The 16,459-nt window shown below is 64.8% G+C and carries 10 protein-coding genes and 1 pseudogene; 4 read left to right on the forward strand and 7 right to left on the reverse strand.

The genetic code is table 11. The annotated features are described in order from the left end of the window. Positions 1 to 176 precede the first annotated feature (176 nt). A complete protein-coding gene (locus NDY25_RS16840) occupies positions 177 to 1,058 on the reverse strand; it encodes an outer membrane protein assembly factor BamD (RefSeq protein ID WP_168958962.1) in 882 nt (293 codons plus the stop codon). Positions 1,059 to 1,177: 119 nt separating this feature from the next. On the opposite strand from NDY25_RS16840, the gene rluD reads away from it, so the two are divergent. The 4 genes from rluD (at position 1,178) to NDY25_RS16860 (ending at position 4,058) form a co-directional block, all read left to right on the forward strand. Further along, complete coding sequence (rluD, locus tag NDY25_RS16845) at positions 1,178 to 2,173, forward strand: 23S rRNA pseudouridine(1911/1915/1917) synthase RluD (RefSeq protein WP_168958963.1); 996 nt, start codon at positions 1,178 to 1,180, stop codon at positions 2,171 to 2,173. A 1-nt stretch (position 2,174) separates the two neighbouring features. Then, positions 2,175 to 2,990: a peptidoglycan editing factor PgeF gene (gene pgeF / locus NDY25_RS16850; RefSeq protein ID WP_168958964.1), complete on the forward strand. Its 816-nt coding sequence runs from the start codon at positions 2,175 to 2,177 to the stop codon at positions 2,988 to 2,990. A 2-nt stretch (positions 2,991 to 2,992) separates the two neighbouring features. Next, positions 2,993 to 3,517 carry a DUF4166 domain-containing protein gene (locus NDY25_RS16855; RefSeq protein WP_168958965.1) on the forward strand — a complete coding sequence of 175 codons (525 nt, stop codon included), beginning with the start codon at positions 2,993 to 2,995 and terminating at the stop codon, positions 3,515 to 3,517. 115 nt (positions 3,518 to 3,632) lie between these two features. Beyond that, the gene (locus NDY25_RS16860) at positions 3,633 to 4,058 is read left to right on the forward strand and encodes a thiol-disulfide oxidoreductase DCC family protein (protein WP_168958966.1); all 426 of its coding nucleotides are present in this window, start codon (positions 3,633 to 3,635) and stop codon (positions 4,056 to 4,058) included. 261 nt (positions 4,059 to 4,319) lie between these two features. Here NDY25_RS16860 and NDY25_RS16865 read toward each other — a convergent pair whose 3' ends face one another. The 6 genes and pseudogenes from NDY25_RS16865 to NDY25_RS16890 form a co-directional block, all read right to left on the reverse strand. Beyond that, complete coding sequence (locus tag NDY25_RS16865; RefSeq protein ID WP_168958967.1) at positions 4,320 to 6,188, reverse strand: methyl-accepting chemotaxis protein; 1,869 nt, start codon at positions 6,186 to 6,188, stop codon at positions 4,320 to 4,322. Positions 6,189 to 6,621: 433 nt separating this feature from the next. Next, a complete protein-coding gene (locus tag NDY25_RS16870) occupies positions 6,622 to 9,060 on the reverse strand; it encodes a glucose/quinate/shikimate family membrane-bound PQQ-dependent dehydrogenase (protein WP_180336570.1) in 2,439 nt (812 codons plus the stop codon). Between the two features lie 608 nt (positions 9,061 to 9,668). Continuing rightward, a complete protein-coding gene (gene otsA / locus NDY25_RS16875) occupies positions 9,669 to 11,036 on the reverse strand; it encodes an alpha,alpha-trehalose-phosphate synthase (UDP-forming) (RefSeq protein ID WP_023904889.1) in 1,368 nt (455 codons plus the stop codon). Next, positions 11,033 to 12,811, reverse strand: a complete 1,779-nt coding sequence (locus tag NDY25_RS16880; protein ID WP_168958969.1) for a glycoside hydrolase family 15 protein — start codon at positions 12,809 to 12,811, stop codon at positions 11,033 to 11,035. Before NDY25_RS16880 ends, otsA begins: the two co-directional genes overlap by 4 nt. Positions 12,812 to 12,857: 46 nt before the next feature. Beyond that, positions 12,858 to 13,616: a trehalose-phosphatase gene (gene otsB, locus NDY25_RS16885; protein WP_168958970.1), complete on the reverse strand. Its 759-nt coding sequence runs from the start codon at positions 13,614 to 13,616 to the stop codon at positions 12,858 to 12,860. Positions 13,617 to 13,850: 234 nt separating this feature from the next. Next, positions 13,851 to 16,284, reverse strand: a pseudogene (locus NDY25_RS16890) (TonB-dependent receptor plug domain-containing protein). Positions 16,285 to 16,459 lie beyond the last annotated feature (175 nt).

The following is a 16,459-nucleotide window of genomic DNA, read 5'->3' on the forward strand; positions in this document are numbered from 1 at the left end:
AGCTACGTCATGCTGGGCGGTCGGTCGCCCGGTGGATCAGATGTGACCGTCGTTTGGCACCGCAAGAGCCTGCGGCAATCGCCACGCCGCCGTCGCAGGCGTGTTGCTGCATCCGCATTGCCGCAATAAAAAAGGGGCCTTGTGGCCCCTTTGGGTATTCAGCTGCGTCCGGTGTCTCAGTCGCGACTCATCAGCGAGTTGCGCTCGCCGCTGGCAGCGGATTTCTCGCCAGCGAACGGGTTGAGCTTGCGGATGGCCCACGGGTATTTCGGCCAGTTGCCGGTCAGCCACGGATGCTGCGGGCTGTTGAGTTCCAGCACGCGGCGCGCGTCGGCGGCCAGGGTCTTGTTGCCCAGATGCGTATAGGCCTCGGCCAGCACCGCGACTGCGTCGTACTGGTAGGCGCTCTGCGGATAGGTTTCCAGCAGGTAGTTGGCACGACCGGCTGCCGAGACCCAGGCATTGCGGCGCAGGTAGTACAGCGCGTTGTCCAGCTCATGCTGGGCGAACACGTCGCGCAGTTCGATCATCCGCTTGCGCGCATCCGGCGCGTAACGGCTGTTCGGATAGCGGTCGGTGACGGTATTGAAGTCGTTGTAGGCCTGCTGCGGCGAGGACAGATCGCGACGGCTCGGGTCCAGCGACCACACGCGGCGCAGGAACACCGTGTCGCGGTTGCTGTTGGCCAGCCCGCGCAGGTAATACAGATACGAGATGTTGCGATGGGTCGGGTAGGTGCGGATGAAGCGGTCGACGCTGGAGACGGTGTCGTCGTGCTTGCCGGCCTTGTACTGCGCATACGCAGTCTCGATCATCGCCTGCTCGGTGTACGGGCCGTACGGGTACTGGGCGATCAGGCGCTTGTAGCTGGCTTCGGCGCCGGCCCAGTTGCCTTTCTCCATCAGGCCGTGGCTCTTGCCGTACAGCTGCTCGACCGGCATGCCTTCGTCGGGATTCTTGTTCTTGGCGCCGCGGTGGCAGCCGGTGACGACGAACGCCATCACCAGCATGAGGGCAATCAGGCGCGCAGGCGCGGAAAACGTGGACCGTCGGATCATGGGTCTGGGCAGGACGCATCAGGAAAACGAGAGCGCGATGATAGCCTAGTGGCCTGTCCGGCGACTGACTCCCGCCGCCCGGACCCCAAATTCCCGCTTTTGCCCGAGTGCCTGTGTCCATGTCCGACCCATCTGCCGAACCCCTCGACCCGTCCATCCGCCAGGCCATCGTGCCCGACAACGCCGCAGGGCGCCGTTTCGACGCGGTGCTGGCCGAGCTGTTCCCCGAATTCTCGCGCTCGCGGCTGTCGGAGTGGATCAAATCCGGCGATGCGCTACTGAACGGCGAAATGGCGCGCCCGCGCGACACCTTGCGCGGCGGCGAGAGCGTGCAGGTGCAGGTGGTGCTGGAAATCCAGACCCATTCCGAGCCGCAGGACATCCCGCTGAGCGTGTTGTACGAAGACGACCAGGTGCTGGTGATCGACAAGCCGGCCGGGCTGGTGGTCCACCCGGGCGCCGGCAACCCGGACGGCACCCTGGTCAATGCGCTGCTGTTCCGCGACCCGGCGCTTGCGGCCGTGCCGCGCGCCGGCGTGGTGCATCGTCTGGACAAGGACACCAGCGGCGTGATGGTGGTGGCGCGCACCGTGCAGGCGCAGACCGCGCTGGTGGAGCAGCTGTCCGCGCGCGATGTGCATCGCCAGTACCTGGCGGTGGTGGTGGGTGCGCTGGTCTCCGGCGGCACCGCCAATGCGCCGATCGACCGCCACCCGCGCGATCGCCTGAAGATGGCGGTGCGCGACGACGGCCGCGATGCGGTCACCCATTACCGTTTGCGCGAGCGCTTCCGTGCGCACACCGCGCTGGAATGCCGCCTGGAAACCGGGCGCACCCATCAGATCCGCGTGCATATGGCACATCTGAAGTCGCCGATCGTCGGCGACCCGCTGTACGGCGGCGCGCTCAAGCTGCCCAAGGGCGCCAGCGAAGAACTGGTGCATGAATTGCGCACCTTCAAGCGCCAGGCGCTGCATGCCGAAACCCTGGAATTCCTGCATCCGGTCAGCGGCGAGCCGGTCCGTGCCAGCGCGCCGGTGCCGGTGGATCTGCAGCGGTTGATGACCGCGTTGCGCGAAGACAGCGTGCGCGCCGCCGAGCAGGCACGCCGCTAAGGTGGCAGCCGTCGCGCCGTTCGTGTTGCCGGCCAACTGGCCGGCACCGCCGCGCATCCGCGCACTGACTACGCTGCGTTACGGCCTGGGCGAATCGCAGGCGCCGTTCGACACGCTCAATCTCGGCAACCGCAGCAGTGGCGAGGGCGATGTGCCGGAGCGGGTGGAGCGCAACCGGGCACTGCTGGTCGAGGCGCTGGCACTGCCCGGCACGCCGCACTGGTTGCGCCAGGTGCATGGGGTGGAAGTGGTGCGCGTTGAAAGGCCGCTGATTCTCCCAGGCGAGCAGAGAGAGGCAGCCGACGGTGTCGTGTCGGGTGCGCAAGAACCAATCGCCGATGCTTCGGTAACCAATGTGCCCGGCGTGGTGCTGGCGATCCTCACTGCCGATTGTTTGCCGGTCGTGCTTGCAGCTGGCGATGGCAGCGAAGTCGCCGCCGCACATGCGGGTTGGCGCGGGTTGGCCGATGGCATGCTGGAGCGCAGCGTGGCGGCCATGCGCACGCCGCCGCTGCACGTGGTGGCATGGTTGGGGCCGGCAGCGGGACCGCAGGTGTACGAAATCGGGCAGGACGTGTTCGACGCCTTCGTCGCGCACGATGCGCAGGCGCAGAGCGCGTTTGTTGCCACGCGCCCGGGGCATTGGTTGGTGGATCTGTATGCGCTGGCACGTCAGCGCCTGCAGCAGGCCGGTGTGCCGGCTGGCGCTATCCATGGTGGCGGGTTGTGCACCATTTCCGACCCGCAACGCTTCTTTTCGCATCGTCGCGATCGCCGCAGCGGACGCATGGCCACGCTGGCCTGGATCGCGCCCTGAGCATGCCGTTGTTCGCGCAGGTGCTGGGGCAGGGCGCGTTCGCGCAGCTGCCTGCGCCGGTGCGTGCGTTGCATTCGGTGCAGCAGCGGCAGACGTTCGCCGGTCGGGCGCAGATCCAGCGCGGTCGCCATCCATTGGTAGCGCTATTGGCGCTGCTGAGCCGGTTGCCGTGCACTGGCGAGGTGGAGGTCGAAGTGGAGTTTCTTGCCGACGCGAATGGCGAGCGCTGGCATCGCTGTTTTGCCGGCCTGCCGATGCACTCGCGCTTGTGGCGGCACGGCAACGGCTTGCGCGAACATCTGGGCGCGGTGCGCTTCGAATTTGCGCTGCACGCCGATACGCAGTCGCTGTATTGGCAGGCCAACCGGGTGTGGGCATTCGGCTGGATTCTCTTGCCTGCGCGCTGGTTCGAGCAGGTGCGTTGCCGCGAGCATGCCGACGCTGGCCGCTATGGATTTCTGGTCGACGTGCACCTGCCGCTGGTCGGCCCGTTCATTCGCTACGAGGGTTGGCTTGAACCGCGTTGATCCACCGCTCGTTGAATCGTCTCACTCGGAGCCGTCTCACTCGGAGCCATCTCGCGTGGAGCCGCCTCACTCGGAGCTGTCTCACTCAGAGCCGTCTCACTCAGAGCCGTCTCGCGTGGATCCGCCTGGCGGTAAGCCGCATGCGGCGCCTGCAATCATCGTGTTCGATGGCGTGTGTCTGCTGTGCAATGGCTGGGTCAAATTTCTGCTGGGTCACGATCGGCGTGGGCGCTATCGCTTTGCCGCAATGCAGGGCCAGGCCGGGCGCGCGCTGTTGTTGCAGCACGGTCTGGATCCAGATGACCCGTTATCTTTTCTGCTTGTGGATGTCAGCGGTGCGTGGACCGACAGCGATGCAATCGTGCGCGTGCTGGCTGGGTTAGGCGGCATCTGGCGGCTGGCCACTGTGCTGCGTGTGGTGCCCAGCGGCGTGCGTGATATCGGCTATCGCCTGATCGCACGCAATCGCTATCGCTGGTTCGGTCGCACCGAGCATTGCATGCTGCCCAGCCCCGAGCAGCGTGCACGGTTTCTTGATTAGCGCTTATCTCAGCGAGCGAGCTCCGCGTAGGAGCGCACTTGTGCGCGATGGGCGTTACCGATAACGCTCATCGCGCGCAAGCACGCTCCTACGATAGCGCCCCGATTTTCACGATGGCTGGTTATTCGGTCGCATGTGCTGGATCTGGAACTGCGGACCGGCACATTTGCTTGTCGTAGGAGCGCACCTGGGCGCGATGGGCGTTACCGATAACGCCCATCGCGCCCAGGTGCGCTCCTACGGTGATTCCGTGACGGCCGCTTACGCCGCCGCGTTTCCAAAACTTGCACGCACTACGTTTGCGTTGCCGCTGTGGGCAGGCTGCAGGCGGAAGATCGACACCGCATCGGCCAGCTCCACTGCCTGTTCTTCCAGGCTGCGTGCAGCGGCGGTGGCTTCTTCCACCAGCGCGGCGTTGCGTTGGGTGACTTCGTCCAATTGCGCGACGGTGCGGTTGACCTGTTCGATGCCGCTGGATTGCTCGGCGCTGGCGGCGGTGATCTCGCTCATGATGTCGGTGACGTGTTTCACCGAGCCGACGATTTCGCGCATGGTCGCGCCGGCGCGGTGCACCAGGCCCGAGCCCAGTTCGACCTTGTCGGTGGAGTCGGCGATCAGCGTCTTGATCTCCTTGGCCGCATCGGCCGAGCGCCGCGCCAACGCGCGCACTTCCGAGGCGACCACGGCGAAACCACGGCCTTGTTCGCCCGCGCGTGCGGCTTCCACTGCGGCGTTGAGCGCCAGGATATTGGTCTGGAAGGCGATGCCGTCGATGACGCCGATGATCTCGCCGATCTTGCGCGAGGCGGTGCTGATCTGGCTCATCGTGGACACCACATCGTCCATCACCTTGCCGCCGCTCTGCGCGACTTCGCCGGTGCCCACCACCAGGCGATTGGCCTGCAGCGCGCTTTCCGCATTCTGCTTCACGGTGGAGGTGAGTTCTTCCATGGAGCTGGCGGTTTCTTCCAGATTGGCGGCCTGTTGCTCGGTGCGCTCGGACAGGTCGGTATTGCCGGCGGCGATTTCCACCGCGGCCCGGCGGATGGTGTCGGAGGCAATCTGGATGCCGCCAATGATCTCGGTCAGACGCAGTACGGTCTGGTTGGTATCGTCGCGCAGGCGCGCAAAGATGCCGTGCGCATCGCCCTCCACGCGCTGGGTGAGGTCGCCTTCGGCCATTGCGCCGATCACGCGTGCCAACGCGGCCAGATGAGTTTCCACCGAGTCGTAGATGCGGTTGATGCCCTGGGCCAGCGACAGCAGTACACCGTCCATGCCGTCCATTTGCATGCGCCGGCTGAAATCGCCGACGGCGGCGGCATCGATGACCTGGATCAACGCCTGCTCTGCGTTGACCTGCGCGGTGACGTCCATCCACTGCGCGATGGTGCCCAGCCTGGTGCCGTCGCTGGCGATGATCGGGCTGTAGACGAAGTCGATCTGGCGGCCGAAGAACGGCGCGCGCACCGCTTTGGAAGCGGTCAATGCGCGCATGCGGTCGATCGCCGCCTGGCTGTCGGGATAGATGTCGCCGATGCTGCCGCCGACGAAGCCTTCGGCATGGAAGCTGGGGCGGAAGCTCTGCACATCCGGCTCGATCAGCTTGAGCATTGCGAGCAATTTGCGATTGGCGAACAGCACCTGGCCGTCGTCGTCGGCGATGCGGATCATGGTGTCCAGATCGTCCAGCGCCTTGATCACGAACTGGCCATGGCGCAGGCCTTGTTCCATCACGTCGATGCGGATGGCCAGCTTGTCCTGGGTCGCCTGCAGCGCATGCAGCAACGGCGCAAGCTCGCCGGAGGCATTGCGCAGCTCCACGCGCTGGAAGCGCTCATCGCCCATCGCAGCGACCACGCCGATTGCCTGCTGCAACTGTGCGCTGGTGCGACGGCGCGACCACCACCACAGCCCTGCACTGGCGATGCCCAACACCAGCAGTGCCGGCAACATCCGTCCCAGCCCGCTCCAAAAACTACCGGGCACCAACGTGGCGGCGTAGAGCGTCAGCAGTACCAGCAGCCCGATGTGCGCAGCGGCGGGAAGCCAGGCCATTCCGGTGGCACGCGCAAGGCTCCTGCCGGCAGATGGGCGGGGGACAGCGGTGGCATCGTGTGAAGGCAACATAGGCTGGGTCCGACTAGGTGATCTGGGATGGGGCTGCGTCCGGCAGGAAATACGCTGCAATGGAGGTATCGGCGGCTGAGCCCGAATCATGACGGCGTGAAATTGCCGTTCGTCGGAATGTGGGCGCTAAGCGGACGAAATCGCCGATGTGATTGATTTGGAAGCGGTTTCAGTGCGGTTTGGTACGTGATGGAATGGTTGTGCGGCGTCGGTATCTGAGTTTTCAAATGTAAATTTTGGGTGAAATATCGTTGGCCGATTTCACGCTGGAATCTCCTCTGCGGTAGGCGTTTGAGAAGCGCGCGCATACCTCCCATCAGCCGCGACACTTGCAACCGCTCTTACGATTTACACTTCCCATTCCCCACAAAAAACCGACCGTCTCGCGACGGTCGGTTCAATCTGTTGCGCTCACTAACGCAGTATCGGCCGATTACTTGGCCGGCGTGGCCTGCGCATCGTCCGGCAATGCCCAGGCGATGACGCTGTCGCCGGACTTGGTTTCCATGCGGTCGTGTCCACCCACGGCGGCCACGATGTACTGCTTGCCGTCGATGGTGTAGCTCAGCGGGGCAGCCTGCGGGCCGGCCGGCACGCGGGTCTCCCAGACCTGCTTGCCGGTGCGGGTGTCGAAGCCGCGCATGAAGTCGTCCAGGGTCGCGCCGATGAAGGTCACGCCACCGGCGGTGGCCAGCGAGCCGCTGTTGTTGGGCGTGCCGATCTCGAACTTGGTCTTGGACGGGATGCCCATCGGACCCTGGTCGTAGCCGGTGCCCAGCGGACGGCGCCAGAGTACCTGCTGCGTGCGCAAATCCACGCCGGAGATGTAGCCCCACGGCGGTGCCACGCACGGCGTGTTGAGCGGCGACATCCACGGCTCCTTGCGGGCGCCGTAGGCCAGGCCCTTCTGCGCCATGTAGCCGGGCGTCTTGCTCTTGCCGTCGAACACCGAGACCACGCCTAGCTCGTTCATTTTCTCGCGGGTATAGACCTGCAAGGTGTACGGCAGGCGATTGCTGTTCATCACCATGATGCCGCGCTGCAGATCGACCGAGACGCCGCCCCAGTTGATGCCGCCGTGGTTGCCGGTGAACGCCAGCGAGCCTTGCAGGGTGGGCGGGGTGAACATGCCTTCGTAGCGCAGCTGCTTGAACTGGATACGGCAGGCCAGCTGGTCGAACGGAGTCATGCCCCAGGCATCGGATTCGATGATGGTTTCGTATTCGCGGCTCGGCGCGCCCACGGTATTGGGCATGCCCGGCGAGATCGGCTGCGTGGCAGCGGTAAAATCGCCGTGATCGGTCCCTTGCGGCACGGCGATCTGCTTGACCGGCATGATCGGCTCGCCGGTGGCGCGGTCCAGCACGAACACCTGGCCGGACTTGGTGGCCTGGATCACCGCAGGACGGGTACCGCCGCCAGCGACCGGCCAATCGACCAGATTCGGCTGCGGGCCGATGTCGTAATCCCACAGGTCGTGGTTGACGGTGCGGAAGTGCCAACGCTCCTTGCCGGTGGCCGCGTCCACGGCGACCAGGGAGGCGGTGTATTCCTCATCCTGCGGCGTGCGGCCCTTGCCGAAGAAATCGCCCGAGGCATTGCCGGTGGGCAGATAGACCAGGCCCAGCTCGTCGTCGGCGGACATCAGCGACCACACGTTCGGGGTCGAGCGGGTGTAGGTCTGGCCGGCCGGCGGCTCGGCGGTGATCGCCGGGTTGCCCAGGTCCCAGGCCCAACGCAGCTGGCCGGTGAGCGCATCGAAGCCACGCACCACGCCCGAGGGCGCATCGCCTTCCTGGCCGTCGCGCACCTGGCCGGTGGGCTGGATCACCACACCGCGCATCACCACTGGCGGCGAGGTCGGGCCGACGAAGCCGGGCTTGGTGTTGCCGGTGCCGGCATTGAGATCGACAAAGCCGTTGTTGCCGAAGCTGGTGCACAGCTTGCCGGTCTGCGCGTCCAGCGCGCCGAGGCGGCCATCGACCATCGGCCAGAAGATCCGCGTCGGGCACTCGGCGGTGCCTTGCGGCGCCTGGTAATACGACACGCCGCGACAGGTGGTGGCGGCAACGCCGGCCATCGCCTTCGGATTGGTCTGCGGGTCGAAGCGCCAGCGCTCCTTGCCGTTGGCCGCTTCCACCGCGATCACCTTCTGGGTCGGGGTGCAGATGTAGAGCAGCTCGCCGACCTTGAGCGGAGTGTTCTGGAAGGCGTAGCCCAGCTTGGAGCCGGCCGGCTTCAGATCGCCGGTATGGAATTCCCAGGCCACCTTGAGCTGCTTGGCGTTTTCCGGGGTGATCTGCGCGCCCGGAGTGTAGTGGTTGGACAGGTTGGAGCCGGCGTACGACGTCCAGTTGCTGGCATCGTGGTTGGCCGCGACGTTGCCGTCCGGGCTGGGCACGTTGGCGCGGCTGAACGGCGTTGCGTTCTCGGCCGGCAGCTTGGAGGCATCGGCCAGTTCGACATTGCGCGGTACCAGCAACGGCCACAGGATCAGCGCTGCGCCCAGGATCGGCAGCACGCCGGTCACCAGCACATAGCCAACACCCGACAGCGGCTGCATGCGCCGACGCGCCACACCCCAGAACGGCAGCAGCACCAGGCCGAGCACCGACATCATGGCCAGCCGCGGGACCAGGCCCCAGCCATCCAGGCCCACTTCCCACAGCGCCCACGCGATGGTGGCCGCCAGCGTGGCGCCAAACAGCCACAGGCCGGCACGCTTGCCCAGCGCCAGCAAGACGCCAGCCAGGAACAGGCCGATGCCCGCCAACAGGTAGTACCAGGAACCGCCAACGGCAACCAGGCGGCCGCCTTCGTAGGCAAGCACCGCACCGAGCACGGCGATCACCACCGCATAGGCCACCAGCAACCAGGTGCCTAGCCCACGTTTTGAGGATTGATCAGTCATTTTTGAGATGTCAGGAGGGACCCAGGCACCGGCAGGCGGTGGCGAGTCGTGGAGGGAGAAAGATCACAGGCTGGCAAAGGGCGGCCCCGATCTAAAGAACAACGCCCTAAACAAGAACGTCAGGATATGAACGCGCAGCCCCTCCCAGGGTCCTCAGCGCTACTCATGTGAATATTTTAGACCGCAAATACCCGCGTGTCCGTGACGGAATGAGAACCAGCGTTCCAACCTGTGTGGATGGAGTGCTGAAATTGCTCAAATCGGAAGGATGGGGATTGCTGTTGGTGCCAGACGGTCTTGGTGGCATTCGTCTGCGGCGACGAATGCATGATGCTGCTATAGCTCTATTTCGCTATTGACTCGATCGGCATTGACTCGATCGGCTGAGCGAGAATTCGGGATTCGGGAGTGGAACTTCGTAGAGTTGAGGATTTTCCACTCTTACGTGCACACGTACCCTCATCCGCCCTTCGGGCACCTTCTCCCGATGGGAGAAGGGATGCGCTGCCAGTGCGCGGCGCATCCGTGTGCTGGTAGCGCGTGTGCGCTGGTAGCTCGGGAAACCAGATTCAAATATCGGCCAGTGCCTGCAAATACCGCTGGCGCCAGTGATTGATGTTGTTCTTGCGCAGGTGATCCATCATCGCCCGCCAGCGCTCGATGCGCGTGGCCAACGGCATGCTCGCCGCAGTCGCAATCGCATCGGCTACGCCATCCAGATCGTGCGGATTGACCAGCAGCGCCTCTTTCATCTCGTCGGCCGCACCGGCCAACAGCGACAGCACCAGCACGCCCGGATTTTCCGGATCCTGCGCCGCCACGAATTCCTTGGCGACCAGATTCATGCCATCGCGCAACGGCGTGACCAACCCCACCGAAGCGGCGCGATAGAAACCGGTCAACGTGGCATGGCTGAAGTTCTGATTGACGTAGCGCAGCGGCGTCCAATCCGGCTCTGCATGTCCACCATTGATGTGGCCGGCGATCTGCTCCAGCTGCCCGCGCAGCTGGCGATACTCGTTGACGTCGCCACGCGACACCGGCGCGATCTGCAGATAGGTCAGGCTGCCGGATTGCTCCGGATAGCGTTCCAGATAGCGCTCGAATCCCTGGAAGCGTTCCGGCAGGCCTTTGGAATAATCCAGACGATCGACACCGATCGCCAGCTGACGGCCGCGCAGACTCTCGCGCAGATCGCGGACCGCCTGCTTGCCGACCGAGGCTTTTGCCTGGTTGGCGATCAACTCGGTATCGATGCCGATCGGGAAAGAGGCGGCGCTGAAACGACGCCCGCCAGGGCCTTCGACAATGTCGCCTTCGAGAATGCGCCCACCGCCGAACAAACGCACGTACGCCTTGAAGCGCTCCGCATCGCGCTGGGTCTGAAAGCCCACCAGATCGTACGCATAGAAGGTGCTGAACAGGCGCGCGTGATCGGGCATGGCCTGCATCAGGTCGGCCGAGGGCATCGGCACGTGCAGGAAGAAGCCCATCTTGCAGCCCACACCCAGCTCGCGCAGCATCGCGCCCAGCGGAATCATGTGGTAATCGTGGATCCACAGCGTGTCGCTGTCTTTCAGCAACGGCGCCAGTTTCTCCGCGAACAGCCGATTGACGCGCATATAGCCTTCGCGCGTGGCGCGGTCGTAATCGACCAGATCCAGGCGAAAGTGCAGCAGCGGCCACAGGGTGCGATTGGCGAAGCCGTTGTAGTACGAATCGATGTCGCGTTTGTTGAGGTCCATGGTGACGAACTTGATGTCGCCATCGGTCTGCTCATGCATGCCGCCGCTGTCGCCGCGCACGGTCTTGCCGCTCCAGCCGAACCACACCCCACCACGCTCCTTGAGCGCGGCCAACAAGCCAACCGCCAGGCCGCCCGCACGGTTTTCGCCGGGCACTGCAACGCGGTTGGATACCACCACCAAACGACTCATGACGCCTCCTGCCAGCTCCGCGACAAGCGCATTGCTGCAATGATCAAACCCACATGCGAATAGGTCTGGGGGAAATTCCCCCAGGCTTCGCCGTCTTCAAACGATAGATCCTCGGACAGCAAGCCGAGGTGATTGCGGCGCGAGAGAATGCGCTCGAACAGTTCACGTGCTTCGTCCTTGCGACCGATCGCGGCCAGCGCGTCGATGTACCAGAACGTGCAGATGGTGAAGCTGGTTTCCGGCGCACCGAAGTCATCCGGTGCGATGTAGCGATACAGCGCATCGCCATGCTTGAGCACGCGACCGACGGCTTCCACGGTGCGCACGAAGCGGCTGTCGTCGTTGCCCACGATGCCGATATCGGCCAGCAACAACAGCGAGGCATCCAGGCGGTGACCACCGAGCGTGTCGGTGAAATGGCCGTGTTCGTCGCTCCAGGCTTCCGTCAGCACGCGCTCGCGAATGCTGTCGGCACGTTCGCTCCAATACACGCTGCGCTCCGGCAGCACCAGGCGCTCGGCGATCTTGGACAGGCGATCGCAGGCGGCCCAGCACATTGCGGCGGTGTAGGTATGCACTTCGGCGCGGCCGCGGAATTCCCACAGGCCGGCATCGGGGACGTTGTGCAGCGCGAATGCGCGCTCGCCCAGCGGCTCCAGCCGCCGGAAAGTATCCGCATCGCCCTGATCCTTCAGACGCAGATCGAAGAACAGCTGCGTGGAGGCCAGCACCACGCTGCCATATACATCGTGCTGCTTTTGAATCCAGGCCAGGTTGCCGCGTCGCACCGGGCCCATGCCGCGGTAGCCGTCCATGGTGTCGACTTCGTGCTCTTCCAGCTGCGACTCGAAACCGATGCCGTACAGCGGCTGCAAGGTGCCGTCGCTGGTGGCGATGTTGAAGATATAGCCGATGAATTGCTCCATCGTGCGCGTGGCGCCAAGGCGATTGAGCGCGCGCACCACGAAGGCGGCATCGCGCAGCCAGCAATAGCGGTAATCCCAGTTGCGCGGGGTATTGGGCGCTTCCGGAATCGAGGTGGTCATCGCCGCGATGATAGCGCCGCTGTCTTCGTACTGGCACAACTTGAGTGTGATTGCGCTGCGGATCACCGCCTCTTGCCAGTCGAGCGGAATCGACAGATAGCGCACCCATTCGCGCCAGTATTCTTCGGTGCGTTCCTGCGCTTCCTGCACGTAACCGGTGAGCGAGCGGGTGAGCGATTCGTCCACGCCCAACACCAGATTGACCGGGTGGCTGAGCACGAAGGGCAAGCCATCGCGCACGAACCGCACCGGCACATCGGTGGTCAGGCGCAGGGTGAATTCCGGCAACACCCAACGGATGTGATTGCTGCCCCAGGTGGTTTCCGGCGTGCGGCCGCCCCAGTCGGCCAACGGGCGTGCGCGCACGATGATGCGCGGGTTACCTGCCAGGGGACGAATCTGCCGAATGATGCTCACCGGCCGATAGAAACGCCCGTTATTGCGCCAGCGCGGTGCGAAGTCGATCACTTCCACTTCGCCACCGTGGCTGTCGCGCAACACGGTGCGCAGTACGGCGGTGTTGGGCAGGTAATGCTGCTCGCTGCTTTCGAAGTCCTCCAGCTCAACGGCAAAGTCGCCGCCGTCGCCCTTCGGCGAGAGCAGCGAACAGAATGCCGGGTCACCATCGAAAGCCGGCAGGCAACTCCACACCACACGTGCCTGCCGATCGACCAATGCACCGAAACTGCAGTTGCCGATGACGCCCAGATCCAGGTTTGGCTCGGTCATGGAGTGCGAACGATCCTTTTGAAGAGAAGGGGAAGGCGCGCGGCTCTCAGGCTGGGCGCGCGTTGCGTTGCAACCACGCATGCACATCGGCAGTGCCATCGACGCGGAAGCGCGCGCTGGTCTGCGCGCGATCGCCGACCAGCACGCTCCAGCCGCCGAGGCGATTGGCCGCTTCGAAGCCGAATTCGTCGGTGAGGTCGTCGCCGACGAACACCGGTGTGCGGCCGGCGAATGCGCCGTGCTGCATCAGTTGTTCGACCGCCAGGCCCTTGTTGCTGCCTTCGGGAACGAATTCCACCACGTGGTCGCCGGGTTGCAGGCGATAGCCGGAAAGTTGTGCGATTTCCTGTTGCGCGAAGGCCAGAACATTGGGGCCGGCGAGCGGTTGTGCGCGCCAATGCAGCGCAACGCTGACGCCTTTGTCTTCGACCAGCACGCCAGGATGTTGATGCGTGAGTGCGGCGGCGCGCTGATGCAAGCCGTGCAGCCACTCGGAAGTGTCTTGCGGCATCGCGGCGCGTGCGGCGATGTCGCTGCGTAGCTCATGTCCGTGCAAGCCGGCAGCTGGGAGCAGCAGCGGTGCGAACAAGGCGTCCAGTTGCGAGAGCGGTCGTCCGCTGACCAGCGCTAGCGCGCCGTCTAGACGATCGCTTAAGTAGCCGATGGCCTCGCGGACCTTGGGCAAGAGCCGCACAGCCTCGGGGCTGTCGGCAAAGTCGATAAGGGTACCGTCCACGTCCAGAAACAATGCGCAGGCATCGTCCAGCAATGGCGGCGACGGAAGGGGGGAATGCACGTCTGCCATCACGCTAGTGTGCGCAAAGCGGTGTGATATTCAGGTTATGCAGTAGCGGGTGCTGTCCCTTCTCCCCTCGGGAGAAGGTGCCCCGCAGGGGCGGATGAGGGTACGAGCGAAGCCTCGTGCGGTCGGAACTACACGAGAGCTTCGCTCCGTACCCTCACCCCAACCCCTCTCCCGTAGGAGAGGGGCTAAAGCAGTCTATCTGAGGGAGAGAGGTTTTAAGCTCTGCGCTGTTGCTCAGAAGCTATACCGCACCCGCCCATACCAATACGCGCCATTGCTGCCGATCGGCGAGAGCACGTCGTAGGGCAGGTTGCCGAAGTAGGCGATGTCGTCGATCGAGCGGTCCGAGTAATTGTCCAGGATGTTCTGGCCGCCGATCGCCAGCGTCCACTGCGTCCCCAGGTGGTACTCGGCCTCCAGATCCAGCTGCCACTCGGCACCATAGGTCTGGCGTGGCACGAAGCCGCCGCCGAAATCGAACACGCGGGTGGCGCTGCCATAGCGGTTGACGCGCGTCTGCAGGTTCCAGTGCTCGTTGTTCCAGTTGGCCGCCAGTGCGGCGCGTGCGTGGCGCGGCATCGGTGAGCGTGTTGCTCTCTTCCACGCCGAACAGCACGTAGTCCGGGTTCAGTGCCAGCAGCTGCGCCGGGGTGCCGATGACGTTTTTCAACTCGGTCTTGGCGTAGCTGTAGGTGCCGGTCAGCAGCAGGTCGCCGCCGAAGGCATATTGGCGCCAGTTGCCGACCAGCTCGGCGCCGCGGGTGCGGGTGTCGGCGGCGTTGAGGAAGTAGCTGGCGCTCTGCACGCCGGTGACGCCGAAGTTCTGCTGCACGAAATCCGTCAACGTGTCGCCGGTGATGTCTTCGGACAGCGCGATGCGGTCGTCGATGTCGATCTGGAAGAAGTCCAGCGACAGGTCGAAGTGATCGCCCAGCTGGCTGGTGAAACCCAGGCTGTAATTGAGCGACTTTTCCGGCTTCAGATCGGTGGCGCCGAGCGCGCGTGCGATCGGGTTGTTGACCGACAGCAGGCGGCCCTGGGTCAGGCGACCGGCCGCGTCGTAACCGGTGGAGGTGGCTTCGTAGCCGATCTGGCTGAGCGAGGGCGCACGCACGTTGTTGGAGATCGCGCCACGCAGCGCGAACGCCGGGGCGAACGCATAACGGGCGGCCAGCTTGCCGGTCCATTGGCTGCCGAAATCCTGGTAATGCTCGTAGCGGCCGGCCAGGTCGGTGGAGAATTTGTCGCCGAACTTACTGGACACGTTGGCGTAGGCGCTGGCCACATTGCGCGACAGATCGGCCTCGTCCTGCGGTGTGAGGCCGCCGCCTGCCTGCGAGCCGGTGGGGCGATCGGTGAACGGGCCGGCCGCATAGCTGGCCGGGTCGCCAGCGTGGGTGCGGTACTGCTCGCGGCGGAATTCGGCACCAGTGCCGAAGGTGTGGGTGGCCCCGGCCGCATCGAACACGCGGGTCAGATCCAGATTGCCCACGGTCTGCGCAAAGGCGAAATCGCCGGTCTTGAAGCGGGTGGTGCTGCCCGGGCCGAGCGAGGCGTTGAGCGAGTTGCGCAACCGGTAGGTGAAGTCGTTGCGGCCGTAGTTGACGCTGGCGTCGTAGTCCCAGTTGCCCAATTGCCCACGGGCGCCGGCGACGATCTGCAGATCGCGATTCTCGCCTTCGGAAATCGGGCGGTAGCCGTTGGGGTAGATCTCGCGCCAGTTGGCGCTGCCATCCGGATAACGGAAGTAGTTGGCGCCTTCGGTGTCACGCTGGTTGTAGGTGCCGAAGGCGTAGAACTCGCCGTTGGCGCTGAAGGGAATCTTGGTGTTGAGCCAGGCGTTCAGGCCTTTGGTGGCGCCGTCGCCGAGCACGTAATTACGCTGGCCGGCCAGCGCCAGATTGGCCGGGGTCTGTTCTTCGAACGAGGGAATCTGATCGAAGCCGGCGCGGTTGGTGCCCTCGCGATTCTTCAGCTCCAGGCCCACCTTGAAAAAGCCGCCGTCATCGCCGAGCAGGCTGCCGACCTTGGCGCTGGCGTAGCTGGTCTGGCCGTCGGTGACGCGCCGATTGATCGGCTCCACATCGGTGTTGTAGGCGCCGAAGCTGGCTTCCAGCTCGCCGCGCTCGGGGTTGTCGTCCAGGATCACGTTGATGACGCCGGCGATCGCGTCCGAGCCGTATTGCGCGCCGGCGCCGTCGCGCAGCACTTCGATGCGCTTGATCGCATTGATCGGGATGGAATTGAAATCCACCGGCGTGGTGCCCTTGCCGATCTTGCTGTCGGTATTGACCAGCGCCGAGGTATGCCGGCGCTTGCCATTGACCAGCACCAGCACCTGGTCGGGCGAGAGCCCGCGCAATTGCGCGGCGCGGATGTGATCGGCGCCGCCGGAGTTGGACTGGCGCGGGAAATTGAACGAGGGCAGCAGCGCCTGCAGCGCGCTGCCGAGCTCGCCATTGACCACGCCGGCCTTGCGGATGTCCTCGGCGGTGAGCACGTCCACCGGCACGGTCGATTCCAGCACGGTGCGGTCGCTGGCACGGGTGCCGGTGACGATCACCGTGTCCAGCGTTGGGGCGCCGGGGGCGGCCTGCTGGGCCTGTGCGTTGGCGCTCAACACGGCGGCGACGGCCAGGCCGATAGCCGAAAGGGTAGGGCGGGTCATTTCTCTCTCCTGCGACAGCAACTGCGAACGCGCCGCGCGGACGGCATCCGGCCGGGCAGGGGCGCAAAGGGGTTCGGATCGTCCACATTCATCCGGATGGAGAGATGTTATCGCGTTGTTCAGACGCGTGCGAGATGGCACAGTGCGCGCACGCCGGCATCAGCTGATGCCCGGC

The organism is Xanthomonas hortorum pv. pelargonii (assembly GCF_024499015.1).
Taxonomy (GTDB): Bacteria; Pseudomonadota; Gammaproteobacteria; order Xanthomonadales; family Xanthomonadaceae; genus Xanthomonas; species Xanthomonas hortorum_B.

Coding starts and splice junctions, on each gene's coding strand:
- NDY25_RS16840 (WP_168958962.1), bottom strand. CDS start 1,058: ATGATCCGACGGTCCACGTTTTCCGCGCCTGCGCGCCTGATTGCCCTC.
- rluD (WP_168958963.1), top strand. CDS start 1,178: ATGTCCGACCCATCTGCCGAACCCCTCGACCCGTCCATCCGCCAGGCC.
- NDY25_RS16855 (WP_168958965.1), top strand. CDS start 2,993: ATGCCGTTGTTCGCGCAGGTGCTGGGGCAGGGCGCGTTCGCGCAGCTG.
- NDY25_RS16865 (WP_168958967.1), bottom strand. CDS start 6,188: ATGTTGCCTTCACACGATGCCACCGCTGTCCCCCGCCCATCTGCCGGC.
- otsA (WP_023904889.1), bottom strand. CDS start 11,036: ATGAGTCGTTTGGTGGTGGTATCCAACCGCGTTGCAGTGCCCGGCGAA.
- NDY25_RS16880 (WP_168958969.1), bottom strand. CDS start 12,811: ATGACCGAGCCAAACCTGGATCTGGGCGTCATCGGCAACTGCAGTTTC.
- otsB (WP_168958970.1), bottom strand. CDS start 13,616: ATGGCAGACGTGCATTCCCCCCTTCCGTCGCCGCCATTGCTGGACGAT.